This is a genomic window from Yinghuangia sp. YIM S09857 (genome assembly GCF_051388915.1).
Taxonomy (GTDB): Bacteria; Actinomycetota; Actinomycetes; order Streptomycetales; family Streptomycetaceae; genus Yinghuangia.
This window is the reverse complement of sequence record NZ_JBPKBH010000006.1, coordinates 325,500-346,114: the sequence shown is the minus strand read 5'-3', so window position 1 is coordinate 346,114 and position 20,615 is coordinate 325,500. Positions and strand designations below refer to the sequence as shown.

The 20,615-nt window shown below is 72.4% G+C and carries 19 protein-coding genes; 9 read left to right on the top strand and 10 right to left on the bottom strand.

What is annotated here, in order from left to right; all coding sequences use genetic code 11:
- Window positions 1–36: 36 nt before the first annotated feature.
- Both ACRX5S_RS15420 and hutU read right to left on the bottom strand, forming a co-directional pair.
- The gene (locus ACRX5S_RS15420; protein WP_436773643.1) at window positions 37–1,305 is read right to left on the bottom strand and encodes an allantoate amidohydrolase; all 1,269 of its coding nucleotides are present in this window, start codon (window positions 1,303–1,305) and stop codon (window positions 37–39) included.
- Window positions 1,306–1,346: 41 nt separating this feature from the next.
- Window positions 1,347–3,020, bottom strand: a complete 1,674-nt coding sequence (gene hutU / locus ACRX5S_RS15415; RefSeq protein ID WP_436773473.1) for a urocanate hydratase — start codon at window positions 3,018–3,020, stop codon at window positions 1,347–1,349.
- A 169-nt stretch (window positions 3,021–3,189) separates the two neighbouring features.
- Between hutU and ACRX5S_RS15410 the strand changes: the two genes are divergently transcribed.
- Both ACRX5S_RS15410 and ACRX5S_RS15405 read left to right on the top strand, forming a co-directional pair.
- Window positions 3,190–3,549 carry a hypothetical protein gene (locus tag ACRX5S_RS15410; RefSeq protein ID WP_436773472.1) on the top strand — a complete coding sequence of 120 codons (360 nt, stop codon included), beginning with the start codon at window positions 3,190–3,192 and terminating at the stop codon, window positions 3,547–3,549.
- Between the two features lie 400 nt (window positions 3,550–3,949).
- Entirely contained in the window at window positions 3,950–4,651 is a 702-nt protein-coding gene (locus tag ACRX5S_RS15405; RefSeq protein WP_436773471.1) for a hypothetical protein, read from the top strand.
- A 197-nt stretch (window positions 4,652–4,848) separates the two neighbouring features.
- Here the strand turns inward: ACRX5S_RS15405 and ACRX5S_RS15400 are convergent, their stop codons facing one another.
- Together ACRX5S_RS15400 and hutH are read right to left on the bottom strand one after the other, a co-directional pair.
- A complete protein-coding gene (locus ACRX5S_RS15400; RefSeq protein WP_436773470.1) occupies window positions 4,849–5,814 on the bottom strand; it encodes a MurR/RpiR family transcriptional regulator in 966 nt (321 codons plus the stop codon).
- 75 nt (window positions 5,815–5,889) lie between these two features.
- Entirely contained in the window at window positions 5,890–7,458 is a 1,569-nt protein-coding gene (hutH, locus tag ACRX5S_RS15395) for a histidine ammonia-lyase (protein WP_436773642.1), read from the bottom strand.
- A gap of 402 nt (window positions 7,459–7,860) precedes the next feature.
- Here hutH and fdhD point away from each other — a divergent pair, with 402 nt between their 5' ends.
- A complete protein-coding gene (gene fdhD, locus ACRX5S_RS15390) occupies window positions 7,861–8,685 on the top strand; it encodes a formate dehydrogenase accessory sulfurtransferase FdhD (protein ID WP_436773469.1) in 825 nt (274 codons plus the stop codon).
- 41 nt (window positions 8,686–8,726) lie between these two features.
- Here fdhD and ACRX5S_RS15385 read toward each other — a convergent pair whose 3' ends face one another.
- The gene (locus ACRX5S_RS15385) at window positions 8,727–10,580 is read right to left on the bottom strand and encodes a sensor domain-containing diguanylate cyclase (protein WP_436773468.1); all 1,854 of its coding nucleotides are present in this window, start codon (window positions 10,578–10,580) and stop codon (window positions 8,727–8,729) included.
- Window positions 10,581–11,033: 453 nt separating this feature from the next.
- Between ACRX5S_RS15385 and ACRX5S_RS15380 the strand changes: the two genes are divergently transcribed.
- A complete protein-coding gene (locus tag ACRX5S_RS15380) occupies window positions 11,034–11,486 on the top strand; it encodes an SRPBCC family protein (RefSeq protein WP_436773467.1) in 453 nt (150 codons plus the stop codon).
- Window positions 11,487–11,642: 156 nt separating this feature from the next.
- On the opposite strand, the gene ACRX5S_RS15375 is transcribed toward ACRX5S_RS15380, so the two are convergent.
- From ACRX5S_RS15375 to ACRX5S_RS15360, 4 genes are all read right to left on the bottom strand, one after another.
- Window positions 11,643–12,095: a pyridoxamine 5'-phosphate oxidase family protein gene (locus tag ACRX5S_RS15375; protein WP_436773466.1), complete on the bottom strand. Its 453-nt coding sequence runs from the start codon at window positions 12,093–12,095 to the stop codon at window positions 11,643–11,645.
- Window positions 12,096–12,175: 80 nt separating this feature from the next.
- Complete coding sequence (locus ACRX5S_RS15370; RefSeq protein WP_436773465.1) at window positions 12,176–13,414, bottom strand: adenylate/guanylate cyclase domain-containing protein; 1,239 nt, start codon at window positions 13,412–13,414, stop codon at window positions 12,176–12,178.
- A gap of 51 nt (window positions 13,415–13,465) precedes the next feature.
- Complete coding sequence (locus tag ACRX5S_RS15365; RefSeq protein WP_436773464.1) at window positions 13,466–14,077, bottom strand: PH domain-containing protein; 612 nt, start codon at window positions 14,075–14,077, stop codon at window positions 13,466–13,468.
- A gap of 242 nt (window positions 14,078–14,319) precedes the next feature.
- On the bottom strand, window positions 14,320–15,174 hold the full coding sequence (locus tag ACRX5S_RS15360) for a biotin--[acetyl-CoA-carboxylase] ligase (protein ID WP_436773463.1): 855 nt from the start codon (window positions 15,172–15,174) through the stop codon (window positions 14,320–14,322).
- A 155-nt stretch (window positions 15,175–15,329) separates the two neighbouring features.
- Between ACRX5S_RS15360 and ACRX5S_RS15355 the strand changes: the two genes are divergently transcribed.
- The 5 genes from ACRX5S_RS15355 to ACRX5S_RS15335 all read left to right on the top strand — a co-directional run bounded on the left by ACRX5S_RS15355 (window position 15,330) and on the right by ACRX5S_RS15335 (window position 19,722).
- The gene (locus ACRX5S_RS15355) at window positions 15,330–16,916 is read left to right on the top strand and encodes an acyl-CoA carboxylase subunit beta (protein WP_436773462.1); all 1,587 of its coding nucleotides are present in this window, start codon (window positions 15,330–15,332) and stop codon (window positions 16,914–16,916) included.
- Window positions 16,917–17,151: 235 nt separating this feature from the next.
- Window positions 17,152–17,349 carry an acyl-CoA carboxylase subunit epsilon gene (locus tag ACRX5S_RS15350; RefSeq protein ID WP_436773461.1) on the top strand — a complete coding sequence of 66 codons (198 nt, stop codon included), beginning with the start codon at window positions 17,152–17,154 and terminating at the stop codon, window positions 17,347–17,349.
- Between the two features lie 138 nt (window positions 17,350–17,487).
- Window positions 17,488–17,610 carry a morphogenic membrane protein MmpB gene (locus ACRX5S_RS15345; protein WP_436773460.1) on the top strand — a complete coding sequence of 41 codons (123 nt, stop codon included), beginning with the start codon at window positions 17,488–17,490 and terminating at the stop codon, window positions 17,608–17,610.
- Between the two features lie 124 nt (window positions 17,611–17,734).
- Window positions 17,735–18,343, top strand: a complete 609-nt coding sequence (locus ACRX5S_RS15340; protein ID WP_436773459.1) for a nucleoside triphosphate pyrophosphatase — start codon at window positions 17,735–17,737, stop codon at window positions 18,341–18,343.
- 260 nt (window positions 18,344–18,603) lie between these two features.
- A complete protein-coding gene (locus ACRX5S_RS15335; protein WP_436773458.1) occupies window positions 18,604–19,722 on the top strand; it encodes a LysR family transcriptional regulator in 1,119 nt (372 codons plus the stop codon).
- A gap of 139 nt (window positions 19,723–19,861) precedes the next feature.
- Here ACRX5S_RS15335 and ACRX5S_RS15330 read toward each other — a convergent pair whose 3' ends face one another.
- Window positions 19,862–20,365: a hypothetical protein gene (locus ACRX5S_RS15330; protein WP_436773457.1), complete on the bottom strand. Its 504-nt coding sequence runs from the start codon at window positions 20,363–20,365 to the stop codon at window positions 19,862–19,864.
- Window positions 20,366–20,615 lie beyond the last annotated feature (250 nt).

Sequence of the window (20,615 nt, the reverse complement as noted above, 5' to 3'; positions counted from 1 at the left end):
TGGTCGGTGGGGTTGTTGTCTGCCGTGTGGGCGGCCTCAGTTGTCGGCCGTGTTGTCGGCCGTGTGGGCGACCTCATCGGCGGCCTTGTCCGCGAGCAGGTCGGCCAGCACGTCCGCGAGGGCGTCGACCCCGGCCAGGCAGTCGGACATCTCCGCGAACTCGGCCGGGGAATGCGATACCCCCGTCGGGTTGCGCACGAACACCATGGCGGTCGGCAGCGTCGCCGACAGGATGCCCGCGTCGTGTCCGGCCCCCGTCGGCAGCACGGGCGCGCCGCCCAGGTGCCCCGCGATGCGGTCCCGCAGGCCGCCCGCGAACTCGACGATCGGCGTGTACGACTCCCGCACGACGTCGACCTCCGTCCCGTCGCGCTCGGCCCGCTCGCGCGCGGCCCTGGCGATCTCGGCGACGACGGCGTCCAGCACCTCTTCCTCGGGCGCGCGCGAGTCGAGCCAGCCGCGCACGAGGGAGGCGATCGCGTTGGTGCCGTTGGGCTCGACGGCGACCTTGCCGAACGTCGCCACCGCGCCCGCGAGCCGCGCCTTCTTGCGGGCGGCGAGCACGGTGGTGGCGTACGTCAGCATCGGGTCTCGCCGGTCTTCGAGGCGCGTCGTCCCGGCGTGGTTGGCCTCGCCGCGGAAGTCGAAGCGCCAGCGGCCGTGCGGCCAGATGGCCGACGCGACGCCGACGGCCGCGTCCCGGTCCACGAGGGCGCGGCCCTGTTCGACGTGGAGTTCGACGAAGCAGCCGATGCGGTCGAGGAGTTCGGGGTCGGCACCGATGCGGTCCGGGTCGTACCCGGCGGCGGCCATGGCTTCGGGCAGGCGCGTACCGTCGGCGTCGCGCAGGCCGCGGGCCTGCTCGGGGGTGAGCACGCCCGCAGCCAGGCGCGAGCCGACGCACGCGACGCCGAAGCGGGCACCCTCCTCGTCGCCGAAGTTGACGATTGCCAGCGGGCGGTGGAACGCCGCGCCGCGCTCGACCAGGAGGTCGAAGGCCGCAAACGAGGAGATGACGCCGAGCGGGCCGTCGTACGCGCCGCCGTCCGGCACCGAGTCGAGGTGCGACCCGGTGACGACGGCGTCGCGGGCGTCGGCAGGGGTCCAGGCGGCGTTCGCCGCGGCGGGCGAACCGCCGTACCACGCCCACTGGTTGCCGTTGCGGTCGATCTCGTACGCGAGCCCGCGGCGCTCCGCCTGGGCGCGGAACCACGCCCGGCACTCCAGGTCGGCGGCGTTCCACGCGAAGCGGCGGTAGCCGCCGGAGCGGGTGTCGCGCCCGACCGGCAGCAGGTCCCGCCACATGTCCTCGAACGGGACAGCCGACTGAGCAGTGGCTTCCGAGCTCACGACGCGTCTTCCCGCATCGGCACGCGCACGCCGCGCTCGGCGGCGACCTCGGCGGCCAGGTCGTAGCCCGCGTCGACGTGCCTGATGACGCCCATGCCGGGGTCGTTGGTGAGCACGCGGCGGATCTTCTCCCCCGCCAGCTTGGTGCCGTCGGCGACGGTGACCTGGCCGGCGTGGATGGAGCGTCCGATGCCGACGCCGCCGCCGTGGTGGATGGACACCCACGAGGCACCGGACGCCACATTGACCATGGCGTTCAGCAGCGGCCAGTCGGCGATCGCGTCGGAGCCGTCGAGCATGGCCTCGGTCTCGCGGTACGGGGACGCGACCGACCCGCAGTCGAGGTGGTCGCGGCCGATGACCACCGGTGCGGACAGCTCGCCGCTCGCGACCATGTCGTTGAAGCGCTCGCCCGCCTTGTCGCGCTCGCCGTACCCGAGCCAGCAGATCCGGGCCGGCAGGCCCTGGAAGTGCACCTTCTCCTGGGCCATCTTGATCCACCGGGAGAGCGAGTCGTTCTCCGGGAAGAGGTCGAGGACGGCCCGGTCGGTCGCCGCGATGTCCTTGGCGTCGCCGGAGAGGGCGGCCCAGCGGAACGGGCCCTTGCCCTCGCAGAACAGCGGGCGGATGTACGCGGGGACGAACCCCGGGAAGTCGAACGCCCGCTCGTAGCCCGCCAGTTTGGCCTCGCCGCGGATCGAGTTGCCGTAGTCGAAGACCTCGGCGCCCTTGTCCTGGAAGCCGACCATGGCCTCGACGTGCCGGGCCATCGCGTCGCGCGCGGCGGCGGTGAACTCGGCGGGCTTGTCGCGCGCGTACTCGGCCATGTCCTCGAACGCGACGCCGATCGGGAGGTACGCGAGCGGGTCGTGCGCGCTGGTCTGGTCGGTGACGATGTCGATCGGCGCGTCCATCGCGAGGAGCTGCGGGACGATCTCGGCGGCGTTGCCGAGCAGGCCGATGGACAGCGGGCGGCGCGCGTCGCGGGCCTCGACGGCGAGGCGCAGGGCCTCGTCGACGCTGTCGGCGCGGACGTCGCAGTAGCGGTGCTCGATGCGGCGCTCGATGCGCGAGGGGTCGCACTCGACACAGATCGCCACGCCGCCGTTCATGGTGACGGCGAGAGGCTGGGCGCCGCCCATGCCGCCGAGTCCGGCGGTGAGGGTGACCGTGCCTTCGAGGGTGCCGCCGAAGCGCTTGGCGGCGACCGCGGCGAAGGTCTCGTACGTGCCCTGGAGGATGCCCTGCGTACCGATGTAGATCCACGAACCGGCGGTCATCTGCCCGTACATGGTCAGGCCCTGGGCCTCCAGGCGGCGGAACTCCTCCCAGTTGGCCCAGTCGCCGACCAGGTTGGAGTTGGCCAGGAGCACGCGCGGCGCCCACTCGTGCGTCTGCATCACGCCGACGGGACGCCCGGACTGCACGAGCAGCGTCTCGTCGCCGCGCAGGGTCCGGAGGGTACGGACGATGGCGTCGTACGACCGCCAGTCGCGGGCGGCCTTGCCGGTGCCGCCGTAGACCACCAGCTTGTCCGGGTGCTCGGCGACCTCGGGGTCGAGGTTGTTCATGAGCATCCGCAGGGCGCCTTCCTGCGCCCAGCCGAGCGTGTTGAGCGCGGTGCCGCGCGGGGCGCGAACCGGGCGCGCGCCGGCCGTGGGGTCCGTCATGTCCCTTCCCCTCCCACCCGGCCCGTCCGGCCCGCGGAGGGACCGGCCGCCGAGCGGCTTGCATGGAAATCTTCAAAGCCTTCGAGAGTGAATGTATCTCGTCTTCAGGGAGCCGAACAGGGGTCTTGTCGTCCACCCGGTTAGGCTTTTGGGAGATTTGATCCGCATTGTGATCACGACGAGGAGAGGGCCGGGCGGCACCGCGATGCAACTTGAGCAGCTCATCTGGGGCCTGACGGCACTCGGCGCCCTGGCGGTCGGGGCGTCCGGCGCACTCCTGGCCTTCGGACGCGACCGCGTACGCGAAAGCGGCGTCGCCCTGGCGATCCTGCTCACCGGCCTCTTCTTCTGCACCGGCGGCTTCCTCCTCAGCACCCCCCGCTACGCCGCCACCACCCTCATCGCAGGCGGCGCCGCACTGGTCGGCGTGATCGTCGGCCTCGCCTGGAGCCGAGGCGGCGGCGACCGCAATCCGCGGCCCCAGAACCGCCGCGGCCAGCCGGCACGGCCACGAACACGGCGCAGGTAGCGGGGATGGTGACGCGTGTCCCAGCAGGAGGGATCACGCGCGACGTCGCCATCCTCTCCTGCGACGTATTTCCCTGACGCACGTCGCCTACTGTGCTTTTCTCGGTTCTCCGTGAGGAATTTCGGAGGCTGCAATGGCGGCCGTACGCATTCCCTGATGCGCCATGACCGCCCTACCCGGTCGTCGGGTTCTACGATTTCACCGACCGAATTCAGGTAGTTATTCGGTGTGCGGATGATGCCGCAGCAGCGGCCGTCGGTCCGGCCGCCGGAGCGCGCGGTATCCGCGCGGGCAATTACCTGCCGCTTTCCACGCATTCTTGTGGCGTGCCGACGGCGCTACTCTTTGCACCGGGTCGGCCTGCCGACCACCGAGCCGTCAGCAAAGGATGTTTTCGCATATGGGTCAACCTGACCCGCCGCCAGGTCACACTGCGGCCGGCGGCATCGGCGCGGCAATGGCCCGCGTCACCCGCGCAATCGCCTCAGCGGCCGCCAGAGTTTCGGGAGCGCAGCCTTCCGATCGCGCGCGCCTGGTCGAGGTGAGGAGAAGCTACCTTGACCTTGTCCAAGACATGGAAAACGTCGAGGCGAGAATGCGCAATGCCGGGGAGAAAGAGGAGGCAATAGCCAGGAAGCTTGTGGACATGCGCAATTCGGCTAAGCTGGTAACCCGAAATCGGATGGATCCGAGGGAAGTGAAAAAGCTCGAGAAACGCAACAAGAAAAAGTACGGAAATCCCGTGGGGCCGACCGCCGACTCACTGTACCAAAAGAACTCGAAATCCCCGGATCCCTGGAAGAGCGTAATCGCCTCGACCTACCGGACGAATGAAGAAATCAACACGGAGCTGGGCGTCGAGCCGGGAACGTCCCCTAGTAATACGCCCGCACACGGCCGTGAAGCGCCCGCTGTCGCTCCGAAATCAGCCAAGCTGAAACACTCGGGCTTTCTGGGCGCTCTCACCCGTGGATTCCCACCGCGAAGCCCATTCCGACGACGCGAACGCGGCGCCGCGCCGCAGCTCCCTCCCGCGCAAGGGCCCGGCGCGTCATCCTCGCGCGAACCCCCATCGGGCCCCGAGGTGGGGCGTCAGCTGTGACCGTCCCCCTCACCCAGGTGGCCGCCTTCGAAGCGTCCGGCCCCGTACGAGGCAGTCGAGGTCGACCGCTCCGTGAATCCGCTCGAACGCACCGGCATGGGGAACCCGCGCGAACCGGGAACCGGGGCGATCGCTGGTCTGAAGGACCGGAGTGGTGCGGCGGTCGAAACGTCTGCCGCGGGCTGGGGCTGCGGCGGTCAGGACTCGAAGAGGTTGCGGTCGGCGGCTTGGCGGTCGAACTCTTCGAGGCGGGCTTGGGCGCGGCCGGGGGTGATGTCGCACATGGCCTGGAGCAGGACCTGGCCGAGGAGCATGGGGGCGCCGCAGGAGTCGAAGACGAGTTGGCCGCTGACTCCGGCGACCAGGACGGCGTCCGACAGGGCCGCGGCGGGGGCGAAGGGGCCGTCGGCGATGGTGACGATGCGGAGGCCCATGTCCTTGGCGGTACGCAGCGCGTCGGTCAGTTCGCGCGGGTAGCGCGGCAGCGCGAAGCACAGGACGCCGGTCGCGCCGGCGGAGCGGGCCTGGTCGAGGCGGTCGGCGAGCAGGGAGCCGCCTTCGTCGAGGACGCGGACGTCCGGCAGCACCTTCGCGGCGAAGTAGCCGAAGCCGCGTGCCGGGGCCATGCCGGTGCGCAGGCCGAGGACGATCAGCGGGCGCGAGTCGGCGAGCAGGGCGGCGGCGCGGGTGACGGGTCCGGGGTCGGCGAGTTGTTCGGCGAGGCGGGTCAGGTTGGCGATCTCGGCGTGCACCGCGCCGACGTACTCGTTGCGGTGCACCTCGGCCTCGGTCTCGGTGCGTACCGGCAGGCCGAGGGTGCGCAGGCGGGCGCGCAGGGAGGGGTAGCCGTCGAAGCCGAGCGCGACGGCGAAGCGCGTGACGGACGGCTGGCTGACCCCGGCCAGTTGCGCGACCTCGACGCTGGACAGGTACGGCGCCTCCCCCGCGTGCCGGACCAGGCAGTGCGCGATGCGGCGCTGGGTGGGGGTCAGGCGGTGCTGCTCGAAGAGCGCGAGGAGGCGGGAGGAGGGGCTGTCGTGGTTGTCGGACTCCCCGGGATTGCCGGGATCACCGGACTTGTGGTCCTTGTCGGACTCCGGCTCGGGTACGGAGCCGCGTGTCCCGTCGGCTCCGGAGTCGGACGTGCCGTCCACCGCCACCATTGCTCCCCCTCTCCCTTCCGCTCTCCGTGCGCTCTCGTCGCCGCGCGGGGCTGCCCCCGGGCCGGGGGCAACGCGTCAGGCCAGTGGCCCCGCGACCTCGGCGGCCGCACGGACCAGCGCGCCCGAGCGTACAAACTCCTCGGCCGCGACGAGTTCCGGGGACAGGAAGCGGTCGGAGTCGGGGCCCCGGACGCCCGCCGCACGCAGCGCCGCGATGACCGCCGCGGTGGCCGGGGCCGGGGTCAGGCCGCCGGACTGGGAGCGCATGTCGGTGGCCCGCGCGGCGGCGACCAGTTCGACCGCGAGGATGCGCGTGAGGTTGTCGACCGCGGAACGCAGCTTGCGGGCGGCGCTCCAGCCCATCGACACGTGGTCCTCCTGCATCGCCGACGACGGGATCGAGTCGACCGACGCCGGGACCGCGAGCCGCTTGCACTCGGAGACGAGCGCCGCCTGCGTGTACTGGGCGATCATCAGGCCGGAATCGACCCCGGGGTCGTCCGCGAGGAAGGCCGGGAGCCCGTGCGAACGCGCGGGGTCGAGGAGGCGGTCGGTGCGGCGCTCGGAGATCGAGCCGAGATCGGCGACCGCGACGGCGAGGAAGTCGAGGACGTACCCGACGGGCGCGCCGTGGAAGTTGCCGTTGGACTCGATGCGCCCGTCGTCGAGGATGACGGGGTTGTCGACGGCGGCGGCCAGTTCGCGTTCCGCGACGAGGGCGGCGTGCGCGAGGGTGTCGCGGCCCGCGCCGGCGACCTGCGGTGCGCACCGCACAGAATAGGCGTCCTGGACGCGCGGCTTCTGGTCCTGGTGGTGCCCGGTCATGCCCGATCCCGCGAGCACGCGCAGCATGTTGTCGGCGCTGGCGGCCTGGCCGGGGTGCGGGCGGATGGCGTGCAGGGCCGGGTCGAGGACGCGGTCGGTGCCCAGCAGCGCTTCCAGGGTCATCGCGGCGGTCACGTCGGCGGCGGTGAAAAGCGCGGCGAGGTCGGCGAGGGCCATGAGGAGCATGCCGAGCATGCCGTCCGTGCCGTTGATGAGGGCGAGGCCCTCCTTCTCGCGCAGTTCGATCGGCGTCAGGCCGTGTTCGGCGAGGAGTTCGGCGGCCGGGCGGACCGTGCCGTCGGGGCCCTCCGCCTCGCCTTCGCCGGTGAGCACGAGCGCGCAGTGCGACAGCGGGGCGAGGTCGCCGGAGCAGCCGAGCGAGCCGTACTCGTGCACGACGGGGGTGATGCGCGCGTTGAGCAGCGCGGCCATGCCCTGGGCGACGTCCGGCCGTACGCCGGTACGCCCCGACGCGAGGGTCTTCAGGCGCAGCAGCATCAGGGCACGGACCACCTCGGTCTCGACGCGCGGGCCCATCCCGGCGGCGTGCGACCGGACCAGCGAGTGCTGGAGGCGGGTGCGCAGTTCGGTGCTGATGTGGCGGGTGGCCAGCGCGCCGAAGCCGGTGGAGACGCCGTAGACCGGGCGCGGGGACGCGGCGAGGTCGTCGACCACCGCGCGGCTTGCGGCCATGGCCTTGAGGGCGCGTGTGGACAGGTCGACACGGGCGCCGCGGCGGGCGACGGCGAGGACGTCGGCCGGGGTCAGACCGGCTTCGGCGACGGTGACGGTGGCGGCGGGAGCGGAGCCGCCGTGCAGATCCTTATTCACAAGCACATTATGTGCATAGTTGACGACAGAGTGGGGGGTGGGTGGGGGCGGTTGCGCGGGGAGGGGGTGTTCTCAGCGCAGGGAAGGGGCGTTCGGGGCGCAGGGAGGCGGCGCCGGGGCACGGGGAAGGGGCGTTCGGGGCACGGGAGGGGGACGTCCGGGGCGCGGGGTCGGGCGGTCGCGCGGGGTGGGGCGCACCCCCGCGGGATGGTTGCGTGGACCGGCGGCACGTCGGAGTCGCCGGGTGCGTAAGGCTGGGGGCGGCACAATGCGGCGTGTACACGCAGACGGCAATCCGCAGGGTGTGTGCCCGGGACCGAATGCGGGATGGTCGCGGGACAGTCGAGGAACGATCGCGCGACGAGCGAAGAGCAAACGAGGAGCCGCCACGTGGGCAGGGTCACCAGCCGCCACAAGATCCTCCGCCTCGACGGCGGCGACTCCGTGCGCCGCACCGACACCCTGGCGGCGGAGGAGCCGCTTGAGATCCGCGTCGGCGGGCGCACGCTGACGGTGACCATGCGCACTCCGGGCGACGACTTCGACCTGGTCGCGGGGTTCCTGGTCGCGGAGGGCGTGATCGGCGGGACACGCGACCTCGCGGGGATGCGGTACTGCGCGGGGGCGGACGAGGACGGGCGCAACACGTACAACGTGGTCGACGCGGTCCTCGGCGCGCACGTGCCGCCGCTCGACCCGGGCTTGCAGCGCGGCGTGTGGACGTCGAGCGCGTGCGGGATCTGCGGGACGGCGGGCATCGAGGGGCTGCGTCGGATCGCGCGATGGGATGTCGCGGCCGACGAAGTGCGGGTCGTACCAGAGGTGTTGTACGCGCTCCCGCGGCAACTCCGCGCCGCACAAAGCGTCTTCGAGGCGACGGGCGGGCTGCACGCGGCGGGGCTGTTCACGGCGGACGGCGAACTCGTGTGCGTACGCGAGGACGTGGGGCGGCACAACGCGGTCGACAAGGTGGTGGGGTGGGCGCTGCGGGAGGGGCGGCTGCCGCTGTCCGGACACCTGCTCGCGGTGAGCGGCCGCGCGTCGTTCGAGCTGACCCAGAAGGCCGCGATGGCGGGGGTCCCGCTGCTGGCCGCGGTGTCCGCGCCGTCGTCGCTGGCGGTGGAGCTGGCCGAGGACGCGGGGGTGACGCTGGTGGGGTTCCTGCGCGGCGAGACCGCAAACGTCTACGCCCGCGCGGACCGCATCCGCCTGTAGGGGGCCGGTGGCGAGCTCCGCGTACGCCTACTCGTTGGGACTCACTCCGGCAGCGAAGCCCCGCCCGTCAGCGCCACCGCCACCAAAGCCCTCAGCACCGGCGCCAACCCTTGTACCGGCAGGCTCAGGCCGTCCGTGAAGACCTCCACGAGCCACCCCCCGGCCGCGTTCGTGCCGCCCGCGACGACCATCGCCTTGTAGCCGCCGACCAGCAGCAGGTCCTCCTCCGCCGGATCGTTCCCCGGGTCCCCCACCTGCTGGACGAAGCCGCCGCCCTGCACCGCCTCCGCCGAGGCCGGGTACGCACGCAGGTCGTACTCCGTCGAGGTCGCCTCGTACCGCGCCCGGGCGGCGCTCGGCGAGCCGGTCATGCGGTGGATCGAGTAGCGCACGGTGCGCAGCGAGCGGCCGTGCGGCGGCACGTACGAGATCCACCACGCCACACCGTCCAACGCGCGCGCGAAGGTGTCCGCGACGATCTCCAGGCGGCCGAGCGTGTCCGCCCGGTGCACCCGCCCCGGCTCGCGCTCGTCGAGCGCGCCCAGCACCGCCGCGAGCAGCCGCCCGGGGTCCGCGTTGTGCAGCGCCCCGCGGAACCGCCGCCGGTCCCGCAGCGGCATCCCGGCCGGCGCCGAATCCGTCGGTACGGGTGCCTCGCCGCCCGCCAGCGACACCGTCAGGTCCGGCGGCTGCCCGCGACCCGCGACGACCGGGTGGATCGCCCGACTGCCCTTCGCCCGGTACTGCGCCGCGTCGGCCAGTCGGAACAACCGGTCCGCACTCGTCACCGGCCCCACCGGATCACCGGTCGAGGCCACCCCGCACGCCACGCCCTCGCCGTCGTGCATGCGCAGCGCCCGGCGGCACAGGTCCTCCGCGACCGCGACCACCTCGTCCGGGCTGAAGCCCTCGGCGAGCACGCAGAACTCGTCGCCGCCCAGCCGGGCCGCCATCGACCCGGGCAGCATCGCGCTGCACGCGGACAACTGGTCGGCGAAGCGTTCGAGTAGCCGGTCGCCCACGTCGTGGCCGCGTTCGTCGTTCAGCCGCTTGAGCCCGTTGACGTCGCACACGATCAGGCTGACGACGGTGCCCTCGCGGTAGTGCCGGGCCATCGCCGCGTCCAGGCGCGCATCGATCGCCCGGCGGTTGGCCAGGCCGGTGAGCGGGTCGGTGAACGCCAGTTTCTCGATGCGCTGGTAGTGCTCCGCCTGGGCGAGCCCGGCCGAGATCTGCGCCGCCAGCACCGCGGCGAACTCGGCGTCCACCGCGTCGAAGCGCGGCTGCTCGGCGTGCCGCGCGAGATACAGCTCGCCCCACACGCGGCCCTCGACCATGATCGGCGCGACCATGCAGCCGTGCCGCCCGCGGCGGCGCAGCGCCACCACGCGCTCGTGGTCGGAGTCGTGCTCGTCGACCGAGTTGGACCAGGTGGTGGGCCAGGTCGCGGGGTCGATGATCTCGGGGAAGTCGGTGACGGCGTACGTCTCGGCGTGCGGCAGCGCTTCCTCGCCCTCGGCCAGGTCGCCGTCGTTGACGAGCACGCGCAGGTGCCCCGAGTCGCGCTCCCACACGGAGATCGAGGCGAGGGCGGCGTCCATCGCGAGGCGGGCCTGCCGAGCGGAGATCCCGACCACGTCCATCAGGGTGTGTGCGGTGGCGAGCGCCTTGGCCAGCTCCATGACCGCGTGCAGGCGTCTGGCTGCGTCCGGGGCGGAGCCGTCGCCGTTGCCGCCGCGGTCCGCGCGGCCGGGGCGCTCCGCGGGGCCTGTGCCGGGGGTCCCGGAGTCCGGCGACGCGGGCTCGGAGGCGGCCGCGTCCGCCGCGGTACGCCGGTCGCCGGGGTCGGGCCGTTCGTGCCCTTGCGGGCCTGCGCGCGCTACGACTTCCCTCACCTCGCCTCCCTACGGGTATGCCGACGAGAGAACCCGGGGGCGCGTGTCCGAGGGGCTGTTCCGGCACCGCCGAACAGCCTGGGACAGCGCCCGGGCCACCGTGTCGGCCGTCGTTCGGCCCCGCCCGACACCACTCAGAGTATGTCGCTATTTGCCGTATTCGCAGCAGAAAAAGGTCACATCTGTAGACGATTCGTCACAGTGCGTTCACTTGCCGGTGCTCATCCCCCTGGGAACCCCCCATGGGTGCGGTGCGCCGCCGAAACCCCACGGGACCCTCCGTCCACGCCCTTCGCACCTTACTCCTCCGTACCGACTTGGCAACGCCGCGTGTCCATACCGTCGCGTACCGGCGGGTCCCGCGGCGCGGTGCGGCAGCCCGATTGCGCGCGCGGCGGCAGGCCCCTCCCCGCCGCCCGACCGAGCCGGTACCGTGCCGGACAGGGAGGACCAGTGCCGACACTCTCCGTCACCACCGTGATAGACCGGCCCGCCGACCAGGTCTGGGACGTGGTCCGCGACTTCCGGGACCCGTCCCCGTGGTACCCGCTGCCGCTCGCCGAGCACCCGGACGGGGCCGAACCGGGCATCCGCCACGTGCACGCCCCCGGCGGCGCGACGCTGCGCGAGCGCCTGGTGGAGCACGACGACCCGGATTGCCGTTATACGTACGAAATTCTCGACCTGGACCGGCACCCCTGCGGCCTCCGCTTCGACGGACCGTGTCTGGCGACGCTGCGCGTCGAATCGATCATCGGCGGCACGATGGCGCGGGTGGTGTGGTCCGCGCGGTACGCCTGGGCGGCGCCGCAGGACGAGTCCGGTGGCGGGCACGAGCAGGTGCGCCACCTCGAACGCAGCCTGTTCCGGCCGGCGCTGCGCGAACTGCGGCGCAAGCTGAGCTGAGCTGAGCTGAGCTGAGCCAACCTGCGCCGAGCTGAACAGAACCGAACCCCAGGAACCGTGTCGGGCCGGACCGGGCCGCGCCGCGCCGCGTCGAACGAAGCCGACGCCGTTACAGAGCCCCCGCACGCACCTCCCGGCACCACCCCCCTGTGCCGCTCACTTCCTCCTGAACGTCTCCACGCCGCGTCCCGGCCGCCACATCCGGACCACGAGCTCGTCCCCCTCGACCCCGGTCATCACGGCCTCGTGCAGGTCGAGCCGGAAGGAGTGGAAGCCGCCAGGCGGTTCGCCGCCCGTGGTGAACGCGGCCTTCTCGTCCGGGTCGGTGACCTCGACGGCCACACCGGCAATCTTCGCGTCGCCGTTCGCGGCGGGGTGCGCGTGGATCGCGCAGCGTCCGTCCCGGCGCAGGTCGCGCGCCTTGACGGCGTCCAGCATCGAGCCGAAGGAGAGCTCACCGGCCCGGAAGTCGACCTCGCTGCCGCTCACCCTCGGCGCCCCGTCCTTGCGCAACGTCGCAAGCACATGGGTCTCGGCCGACTCGAACCGCTGCCGGACGTCGCGGGCGACCTCCCCCGCTTCGGCCTCGAACTGTTTCCACGTAGCCATGCCCGGCAGTCTGACAACGAGCACCGACACCCGGGGCGGGGCGTAGCGGCTCCGCAGACTCAGCCCGTCGGCTCCCCGGCTCAGCCCACCGGCCCTGCCTGGTCGGGTATCGCGGTGCCGTCGACCTCCGGCTCGCGCACGCCCGGCCGTCCGACCGTCCAGGGCTCGACGAGCCCCAGGCCACGCACCGGGCGGCGCCACATCGGCTGGAGCTCGTACGCCGGGACCTCGCCCAGCGCGGCGGCCAGGTCGCGGTCGATGACCACGGTGTTCTTCGGCGCCAGCGCGGTCAGGCGGCTCGCCAGGTTCACGGTGGTCCCGAACACGTCGCCCATGCGGGACAGCACCTGGCCGTACGCGATCCCCACCCGCAGCTCGGGCAGCACCGGCTCCTCGGCCATCACCTCGACCATCCGCAGCCCCAGCTCGACCGCCGACTCCGGCTTGAACGCGACGAACAGCACCTCGTCGCCCAGCGTCTTGACCAGCCGCCCGCCCAGCGACGTGATGACGTCGGACGCCGCGTCCTCGAACGTCTGGACGAGGCGCCCCAACTCGGCTTCCGAGAGGCTGCGCGACAGGCGCGTGAACCCGACCAGGTCCGCGAAGCCCACGGCGAGGCGCTGGCCGACGGTGTTGTGGTCGGTGAGCGACTCCATGACGCGCGTGGTCGCGGCGGCGAGGTGGCGGCGCCATGCATAGAGCACCAGCGACTCCAGCTCGGGCATCACGTCGCCCGCGCCGCCGACGACCTGCTCGGAGCGCTCGCCGGTCAGCTCGCCGCCGATGTACTCGACCCACGCCTCGGTCTGCCACTCGGCGAAACGCGCCATCGTCTGCCCGACGGACCGTACGAACTGCGCGGCGACGGGCTCGGGCAGCAGCCCGGTCGAGATCAGGTCGAGCAGGTGCCGCAGCGCCTCGACGTCGGCGTCGGTGAACGCCCGGGCCGGGCCGAAGTCCGGGAAGCCGAGCGCGCGCCACAGCCGCCGCGCCTCCTCCAGCGGAACGCCGACCAGGTGCGCGACCTGCCCCGAGGTGTAGCGGCGGGGGGCGCCGAGGACCAGTTCCTCCATGTCGGAGATGGAGTGCTGGACGGCCTCGGCGTCGTCCAGGTCGGGCAGCCAACTGCTGTCCTTCTGCACGCCCGACGCCCTGGCGTTCGCCGGGCCGGACGCACCGGCGGCGCTGCCGTTCTGCTCGGGGTCCTCGCGGTCCTGTTCGTCGGGGCCGTGGTTCCCGCGATCGCGGGCCGGGGTCGTCCGGCCGTCGACGCGGTGCCCGTCCCGGGCACTCTCCTCGGGCATGCGCTCCACCATGGGGTCAGGGTGTCTCGTCAGGCCCACCTTACGTGTCCGGCATCACACCGGTCAGCCCGCTCCCCCGTCATGATCTTGCACGGTACGTGCGGGCGGCGCGCCGCGGGGTTCCCCGGCCCGCTCCGCGTAGTACTCGGCGTCGCGCGCGAGGTCGACCAGCCGCAGCAGCCGGGCCTGCGCGTCGGTGACCCGCGGCAGGCCCACGATCTCGACCGGCTCGCGCCCGTCGTCGGACTGGACGCGCAGGGTGCCTATGCCGAGCACGCGTTCGACCATGGAGTCCTGCGTGAAGGTGACGTCCTCGATGCGGGTGAGCGCTATTGCGCGGCCCTCCTGCGTCCACAACCCCGAGCGCACGACGAGGCGGCCGTCCGCGACGATGTGCCGGTCGGTCAGCCAGCGCAGCCACGGGACGACCGTCCAGTGCACGACGGCCGCGACGGCGATCACGAACACCGCGATGCGGGCCCAGTTGCGACCGCTCCCGCCGCCGGGGGCGATGGACGCCAGGAAAGCCGCGACGGCCACCACGGCGAACAGCATGACGACGGGCCGCACCAGGACCCGCCAATGCTCGCGGAAGACGAGGTCGACCTCGTCACCGTGCCGCCGAGCCGCCACCGCCCCCACCTCCGTCCACACCTGCCGCGCAGGGGACCGCACAGGAAAATTGTGCGCCGAACGGAGCAGTCCGGCCCGCCGGACACGCGGGAAGCGAGGGGCGCGTGCGACACCGGAGCCGCGTCGGCGACGCGAAGCTCGCGGACCACGCCCTTCAAGGACCACGATCTTCAGGGACCGCGCCTTCAAGGACCGCGGTCTTCAAGGACGACGGTCTTCAAGGAGCGCGATCTTCAGGGACCACGGTCTTCAGGGACCACGACCGTCCCGACCGAGACCCGGCCTCAGGTGTGCGGAGCGTCCTGCGCCGGGCGTACGTGGACCACGTCGCCCGCGCCCACCGCCTCCGGGCCGTCCGGGCCCGCGACGATGATGCGGCCGTCGTCGTCGACGCCCGTGGCGGTGCCGACCAGCACGCGGCCTGCCGGGAGTTCGACGCGGACCCGGCGTCCGATCGTCGCGCAGGACTCGGTGTACGCGGCGTGCAGACCGCTCGCCCGCGCGTCCCCGCCCGCCGCGCGCCAGCCCTGGTACCAGGTCTCCAGCTCGCGCAGCACCGCACGCAGCAGCGGGTCGCGGTCGGTGGTGATCGACTGGGCGAGCGCGAGCGAGATCGCGCCGGGGACCGGCAGCTCGTCCTCGCGCAGCGTGACGTTGAGGCCCATACCGACCACCACACCCGTGCCCGCGCGCTCGGCGAGGATCCCGGCCAGCTTGCGGTCGCCGACGAGCAGGTCGTTCGGCCACTTGAGGCGTACGTCCACACCGCCGACCCGGCTCACCGCCCGCGCCGCCGCGACGCCGACCAGCAGCGGCAGCCACCCCCAGCGCGGCACCGGCACGTCCTCGGGCTTGAGCAGCACCGAGACGAAGATCCCGGAGCGCGGCGGCGCGGTCCACTGCCGGTCGAGGCGCCCGCGCCCGGCGTTCTGGTACTCGGCGACGAGCACCAGGCCCTCGTCCTCCGCGGCGCGCGCCGCCAGGTCGGCGTTGGACGAGCCGGTCTCGGCGACGACGCGGACCTCGCGCCACAGGCCGCCGGCGCCCTCCAGCGCCCGGCGCAGCGCCGCCTCACGCAGGGGAGGCCGGTCGAGGTCGGTCCACGGGGAGGGCTGGGGGGCTTCGGGGGCTCCGGTCATGTGGCAAGACTAGGTCGTGTCCGCCGGATCCCTGTGCTGCTCGGGGGCGCGTGCCGGACGCCGGGGGAGGGCGTTCGGACGGGGCGGTGAGAACGTGTTTCGGCGCGCGGATACGCTACGGATCGCCGCTGTTCGACTTGACAGGAGCCCGCGCAATGGACCCGGTACAGGGCGATCCCGACATCCACACCACGGCCGGCAAGCTCGCCGACCTGCGTCGCCGCATCGATGAGGCCGTGCACGCGGGCTCGGCCCGCGCGGTCGAGAAGCAGCACGCCAAGGGCAAGATGACCGCCCGCGAGCGCATCGAGTACCTGCTCGACGAGGGCTCGTTCGTCGAGCTCGACGAGTTCGCCCGGCACCGGTCGACCAACTTCGGCCTGGAGAAGAACCGCCCCTACGGCGACGGCGTCGTGACCGGTTACGGCACGGTCGACGGTCGCGAGGTGTGCGTGTTCTCGCAGGACGTCACCATCTTCGGCGGCTCCCTGGGCGAGGTCTACGGCGAGAAGATCGTCAAGGTCCTCGACCTGGCGATCAAGACCGGCCGTCCGATCATCGGCATCAACGAGGGCGGCGGCGCGCGCATCCAGGAGGGCGTCGTCTCCCTGGGCCTGTACGGGGAGATCTTCCGCCGCAACGTCATCGCGTCCGGCGTGATCCCGCAGATCTCGCTCATCATGGGCGCCGCGGCCGGCGGACACGTCTACTCCCCCGCGCTGACCGACTTCATCGTGATGGTCGACCAGACCTCCCAGATGTTCATCACCGGCCCGGACGTCATCAAGACGGTCACCGGCGAGGACGTCTCGATGGAGGACCTGGGCGGCGCGCGCACGCACAACACCAAGTCCGGCAACGCCCACTACATGGGCGGCGACGAGAAGGACGCCCTGGAGTACGTCAAGGGCCTGCTCTCGTACCTGCCGAGCAACAACCTCGAAGAGGCGCCCGCGTTCCCCGAGGTCGCCGACCTGGAGACCAGCGAGTACGACCTCGAACTCGACACGCTGATCCCGGACTCCGCGAACCAGCCCTACGACATGCACAAGGTCATCGAGCATGTCGTGGACGACGCGGAGTTCCAGGAGGTCCACCCGCTGTTCGCGCCGAACATCATCGTCGGTTTCGGGCGCGTCGAGGGCCGCAGCGTCGGCATCGTCGCGAACCAGCCGATGCAGTTCGCGGGCACGCTCGACATCGACGCGTCGGAGAAGGCCGCGCGCTTCGTGCGCACCTGCGACGCGTTCAACATCCCGGTGCTGACGTTCGTCGACGTGCCGGGCTTCCTGCCGGGCACCGACCAGGAGTGGACCGGCATCATCCGGCGCGGCGCGAAGCTGATCTACGCGTACGCCGAGGCCACGGTGCCGCTGGTCACCGTCATCACGCGCAAGGCGTACGGCGGCGCGTACGACGTCATGGGTTCCAAGCACCTCGGCGCCGACGTCAACCTGGCGTGGCCGACGGCGCAGATCGCGGTCATGGGCGCGCAGGGCGCCGCCAACATCGTGTACCGCAAGGAGCTCGCGGCCGCGGAGAACCCGGACGCGCGCCGCGCCGAGCTGATCCAGGACTACGAGGACACGCTGTGCAACCCGTACGTCGCGGCCGAGCGCGGGTATGTGGACGCCGTCATCATGCCGTCGTCGACGCGCGCGCACGTCGTCAAGGCGCTGCGCGCACTGCGCGGCAAGCGCGAGACGCTGCCGCCGAAGAAGCACGGCAACATTCCGCTGTGACCGGCGCGCCGTGGGATGCGGCACCGGCCACCGGTGGCGCGTCCCACGGCCCGGCCCACGACCGGCAGGGAGCACGAACCCCATGATCAAGATCGTCCGCGGCGAGCCGACCCCCGNCCCCCCCCCCCCCCCCCCCCCCCCCCCCCCCCCCCCCCCCCCCCCCCCCCCCCCCCCCCCCCCCCCCCCCCCCCCCCCCCCCCCCCCCGGCCCACGACCGGCAGGGAGCACGAACCCCATGATCAAGATCGTCCGCGGCGAGCCGACCCCCGAGGAACTGGCCGCGATCGTCACCGTCATCGCCGCCAAGGCGTCCGGCGGCGGGGCGGCCGCGCCCGCTCCGGCCCCGTCCGAGTGGAACGCCCCCGCGCGCCTCGTCCGCACACCCCTGCGGCCCGGTCCGGGCGCGTGGCGGGCCAGCGGCTGGACGCGCTGACCGCGGCGGTGGTGTCTCGCCTCCGCCGCCGCGCCGCTCCTGGTGCCCCTGGGGCTCAAGTGCCCTGAGGTGGCCCCCAAATGAATTGAGTACACGTACTCAAGAGCCCGGCCGCGCCCCGGCCGGACCATGGACGGCATGCGCCGCATACGTGAGGAACCGCCGGAGGAACTGCGCCGAGCCGTGGACCACCTGCGCCGCGTCGTCTATCTGCTGCCGGTCCTGATCATCGTCGTGGTGGCGATGCTGGCGTCGTGGTAGACGTCGCGTGTGCCGGGGCACCACGCGAGACACGGCACACGAGACACGGCACGCGGGACGGGCCGGGCGTACGGCCGCACACGCCGTCCCTGCGGCCGCGGCGGCTGCACTACCGTTGGGGACCATGTCCCAGCGCACGCCCATCCGCCGCCTGATCCTCGCCTCCGCCTCCCCCGCGCGCCTCAGCCTGCTGCGCGACGCCGGCCTCGCCCCCGAGGTACGGGTGAGCGGTTTCGACGAGGACGCCCTGACCGCGGCGACCCCGGCCGAACTCGCCCTGGTCCTCGCCGAGGCGAAGGCGCGCGTCGTCGCGGAGGTGTGCGCGGACGGCGAGTTGGTGGTCGGCTGCGACTCGGTCCTCGAACTCGACGGCCAGGCGCTGGGCAAACCCGCCTCGCCCGAGGAGGCGACCGCGCGGTGGCACGCGATGCGCGGCCGTTCCGGCGTCCTGCGCACCGGGCACTGCGTGGTCGACACCCTCAAGGACCGCCGGGTGTCGGCGACCGCGTCGACCGTGGTGCGCTTCGGCACACCGAGCGACGAGGAGGTGGCGGCGTACGTCGCCTCGGGCGAACCGCTGCACGTGGCGGGGGCGTTCACCCTCGACGGCCGGTCGGCGCCGTTCATCGAGGGCATCGACGGGGACCCGGGCAACGTGATCGGCCTGTCGCTGCCGCTGCTTCGCACGCTGCTCGCCGAACTGGACATCGCCATCACCGACTTGTGGGCGTAGGTCACCCGCGGCCGCGCGGGTCCACCGGTGGTTTTGCGGACGTTTGCGCGTGGTCGCGCGTGGTTGCCGGTGACCTCGGGCGGGTCGCGCGTCGGGCGGTCGGATGCGGGCCGCCGGGTGACATGCCTCACCTCGGCCTCGCGGTATCCGGATCACGTCGAATCGCACCGCGCACGGCAGAAATCCGGTCGGCACTGGTAGCGTCCTTCGCCCGGCTCCACGCCATACGACGCCCTCGACCCCCTCGGGACGGAACCCCCATGTCCGCACCCGGCCGGACCAGGCCGCAGCAGACGGAAGCCCTCACACCGGCACCAGTGCCGCAACCCCGTGCGGATCGGCCGCGCCCACCGCTGAGCGCGCCGGCGCCGCTGCTCGACACGACGTTGGACCAGTTGCGCACGCTCGTCGCCGTGCACGCGACCGGCACCGCGCTCGCCGCGGCCCGCCTGCTCGACCGGGAGCAGTCCAGTGTGCAGAAGCAACTCGACACCCTCAACCGGAACTTCCGCGAGATGTGCGGGGAACCCCTGGTCGTCAAGCAGGGCCGGGGCCGGGACGTCCTGTTCACCGGCACCGGGCGGACCCTCGTCGACATGGCGCACACGACGCTGGGCGACTGGGCGCAGCGCATACGCGACTGCCGCAGCCGCGTTGACGGGACGCTGACCGTCGGCACGACGCGGTACACGCTCAGCCTGATGGCCGACGCCTGCGCCGACATCGCCGATGAACTGGCGCGGCGCGGTGTCGAGTTGAAGGTCGAGCACGTGCGCACCCGGAACTTCCTGGAGCGGCTGCGGGCCAAGGAGATCGACCTGGTGTGCGGCAGCGTCGTCACGCGCGTGGGGGCGGACGCGACGCCCGGCGACTGCGAGGTCATGGAACTGGCCCGCGGCGACCTGTACTTGCTGACGAACCTGCCGGCCGACCGGGTGCCCGACGGCCCCGTGCCCGTCGGTGCACTGCCCTCGCTGCCGCTCGCGGTACCGAGGAGCGGGCTGATCGCGGACTTCCTGCGCACGTGGTTCGGGCCCGCGTACCGGGACAACCTGACCATCGCGGCGGAGATCGACGCGGTGCCGTTCGGCCTCGAACTGCTCAGCTCTCGGCTGCCGATGTACGGCTGCATGCTGGTCACCGAGGGCATCGGCAGGGCGGTCCGCGAGGGCCGCATCCCGGGCGGTACGGCGCTGCGCGTCCTGCCGGTGGTGGACGACCGCGGTCCGGGCCACGCGGTGGAGCACGCGGTCGGGATTTTCGTGCGTAAAGGCGAGCGCGAGCGGGTCGGCCCGGACCATCCGCTCAATTTGCTCTGGGACGCCCTGGCCCGCCGAATTCCCCGGGCCGACCGCGTGGCGGCGACGGCCGTACGGTGACCGCCGGGAATTTTTCGGCGGTCCCGGAATACGGGTGAATTCGGCGGGAGGTGCGTAATGCGTCGGTGCGGTGGCGCTTATGTCGGGCGCTGCCGCCCTTGTGTGCGGCGTTGCCGTCTTCGGGTCAGGCGCTGATGTGTCAGGCGCTGCGCTTGAGGAAGGCCATCACGCCCGCCGCGACGGCGACCAGGCCGCCGATGAGGACGACGTACACGCCGAACGACGTGGAGACGTCCACCATCTTCAGTACTTCGGTGATCTCCTCCGAGGAGACGCCGTCGTCCTCGGCGTTCTGGGTCGGCAGGCGCTCGGCGTCGGCGACGTTGAGCACCGCGAAGACCAGCACCGCCAGCCCGGGCAGCGCACCGATCGCGCTGACCACGGCCTTGCGGAGGCCGATGCCCAGGGCGAACAGCACCGCCGCGGCGATGGCGGCGATGATGACGATCATGCCGTCGTCGCCGTCGGTGCCCTTGAGCGTCTCGCTGCTGCCGCCCATGCTGATCTCGACCCAGGCGAGGGCCGAGCCGATGGCGGCGAGAATCGCGCCGCCGATGCCGACGTAGGAAACCGTGGCGTGTGCCTTGCCGACCTGCGGCCCAGCACCGTAGGCCTGTTGTGCTCCATAAACCGGTGTTGTCATGAGCCGTGAGTCTAGGAGAGGAAAAGCCTTCCCCATAACCCTGGGGAATTAACTCATCCGCAGAATATCTACGCTGTCCCGGAGATTATCTCGGTGATGCACGGCCCGGGCCGCGGGAATCGGCCCGGTGCCGCGCAACGATCACACACCAGGGGTTCCCCGGGGTCAATGCCGGCGCCTCGCGGGAAACGCCGGGTGGTTCGTCGGGGCGGCAGGCGTGCGAAGTCGCCGTGCCGGGCCCGGGGCCGGC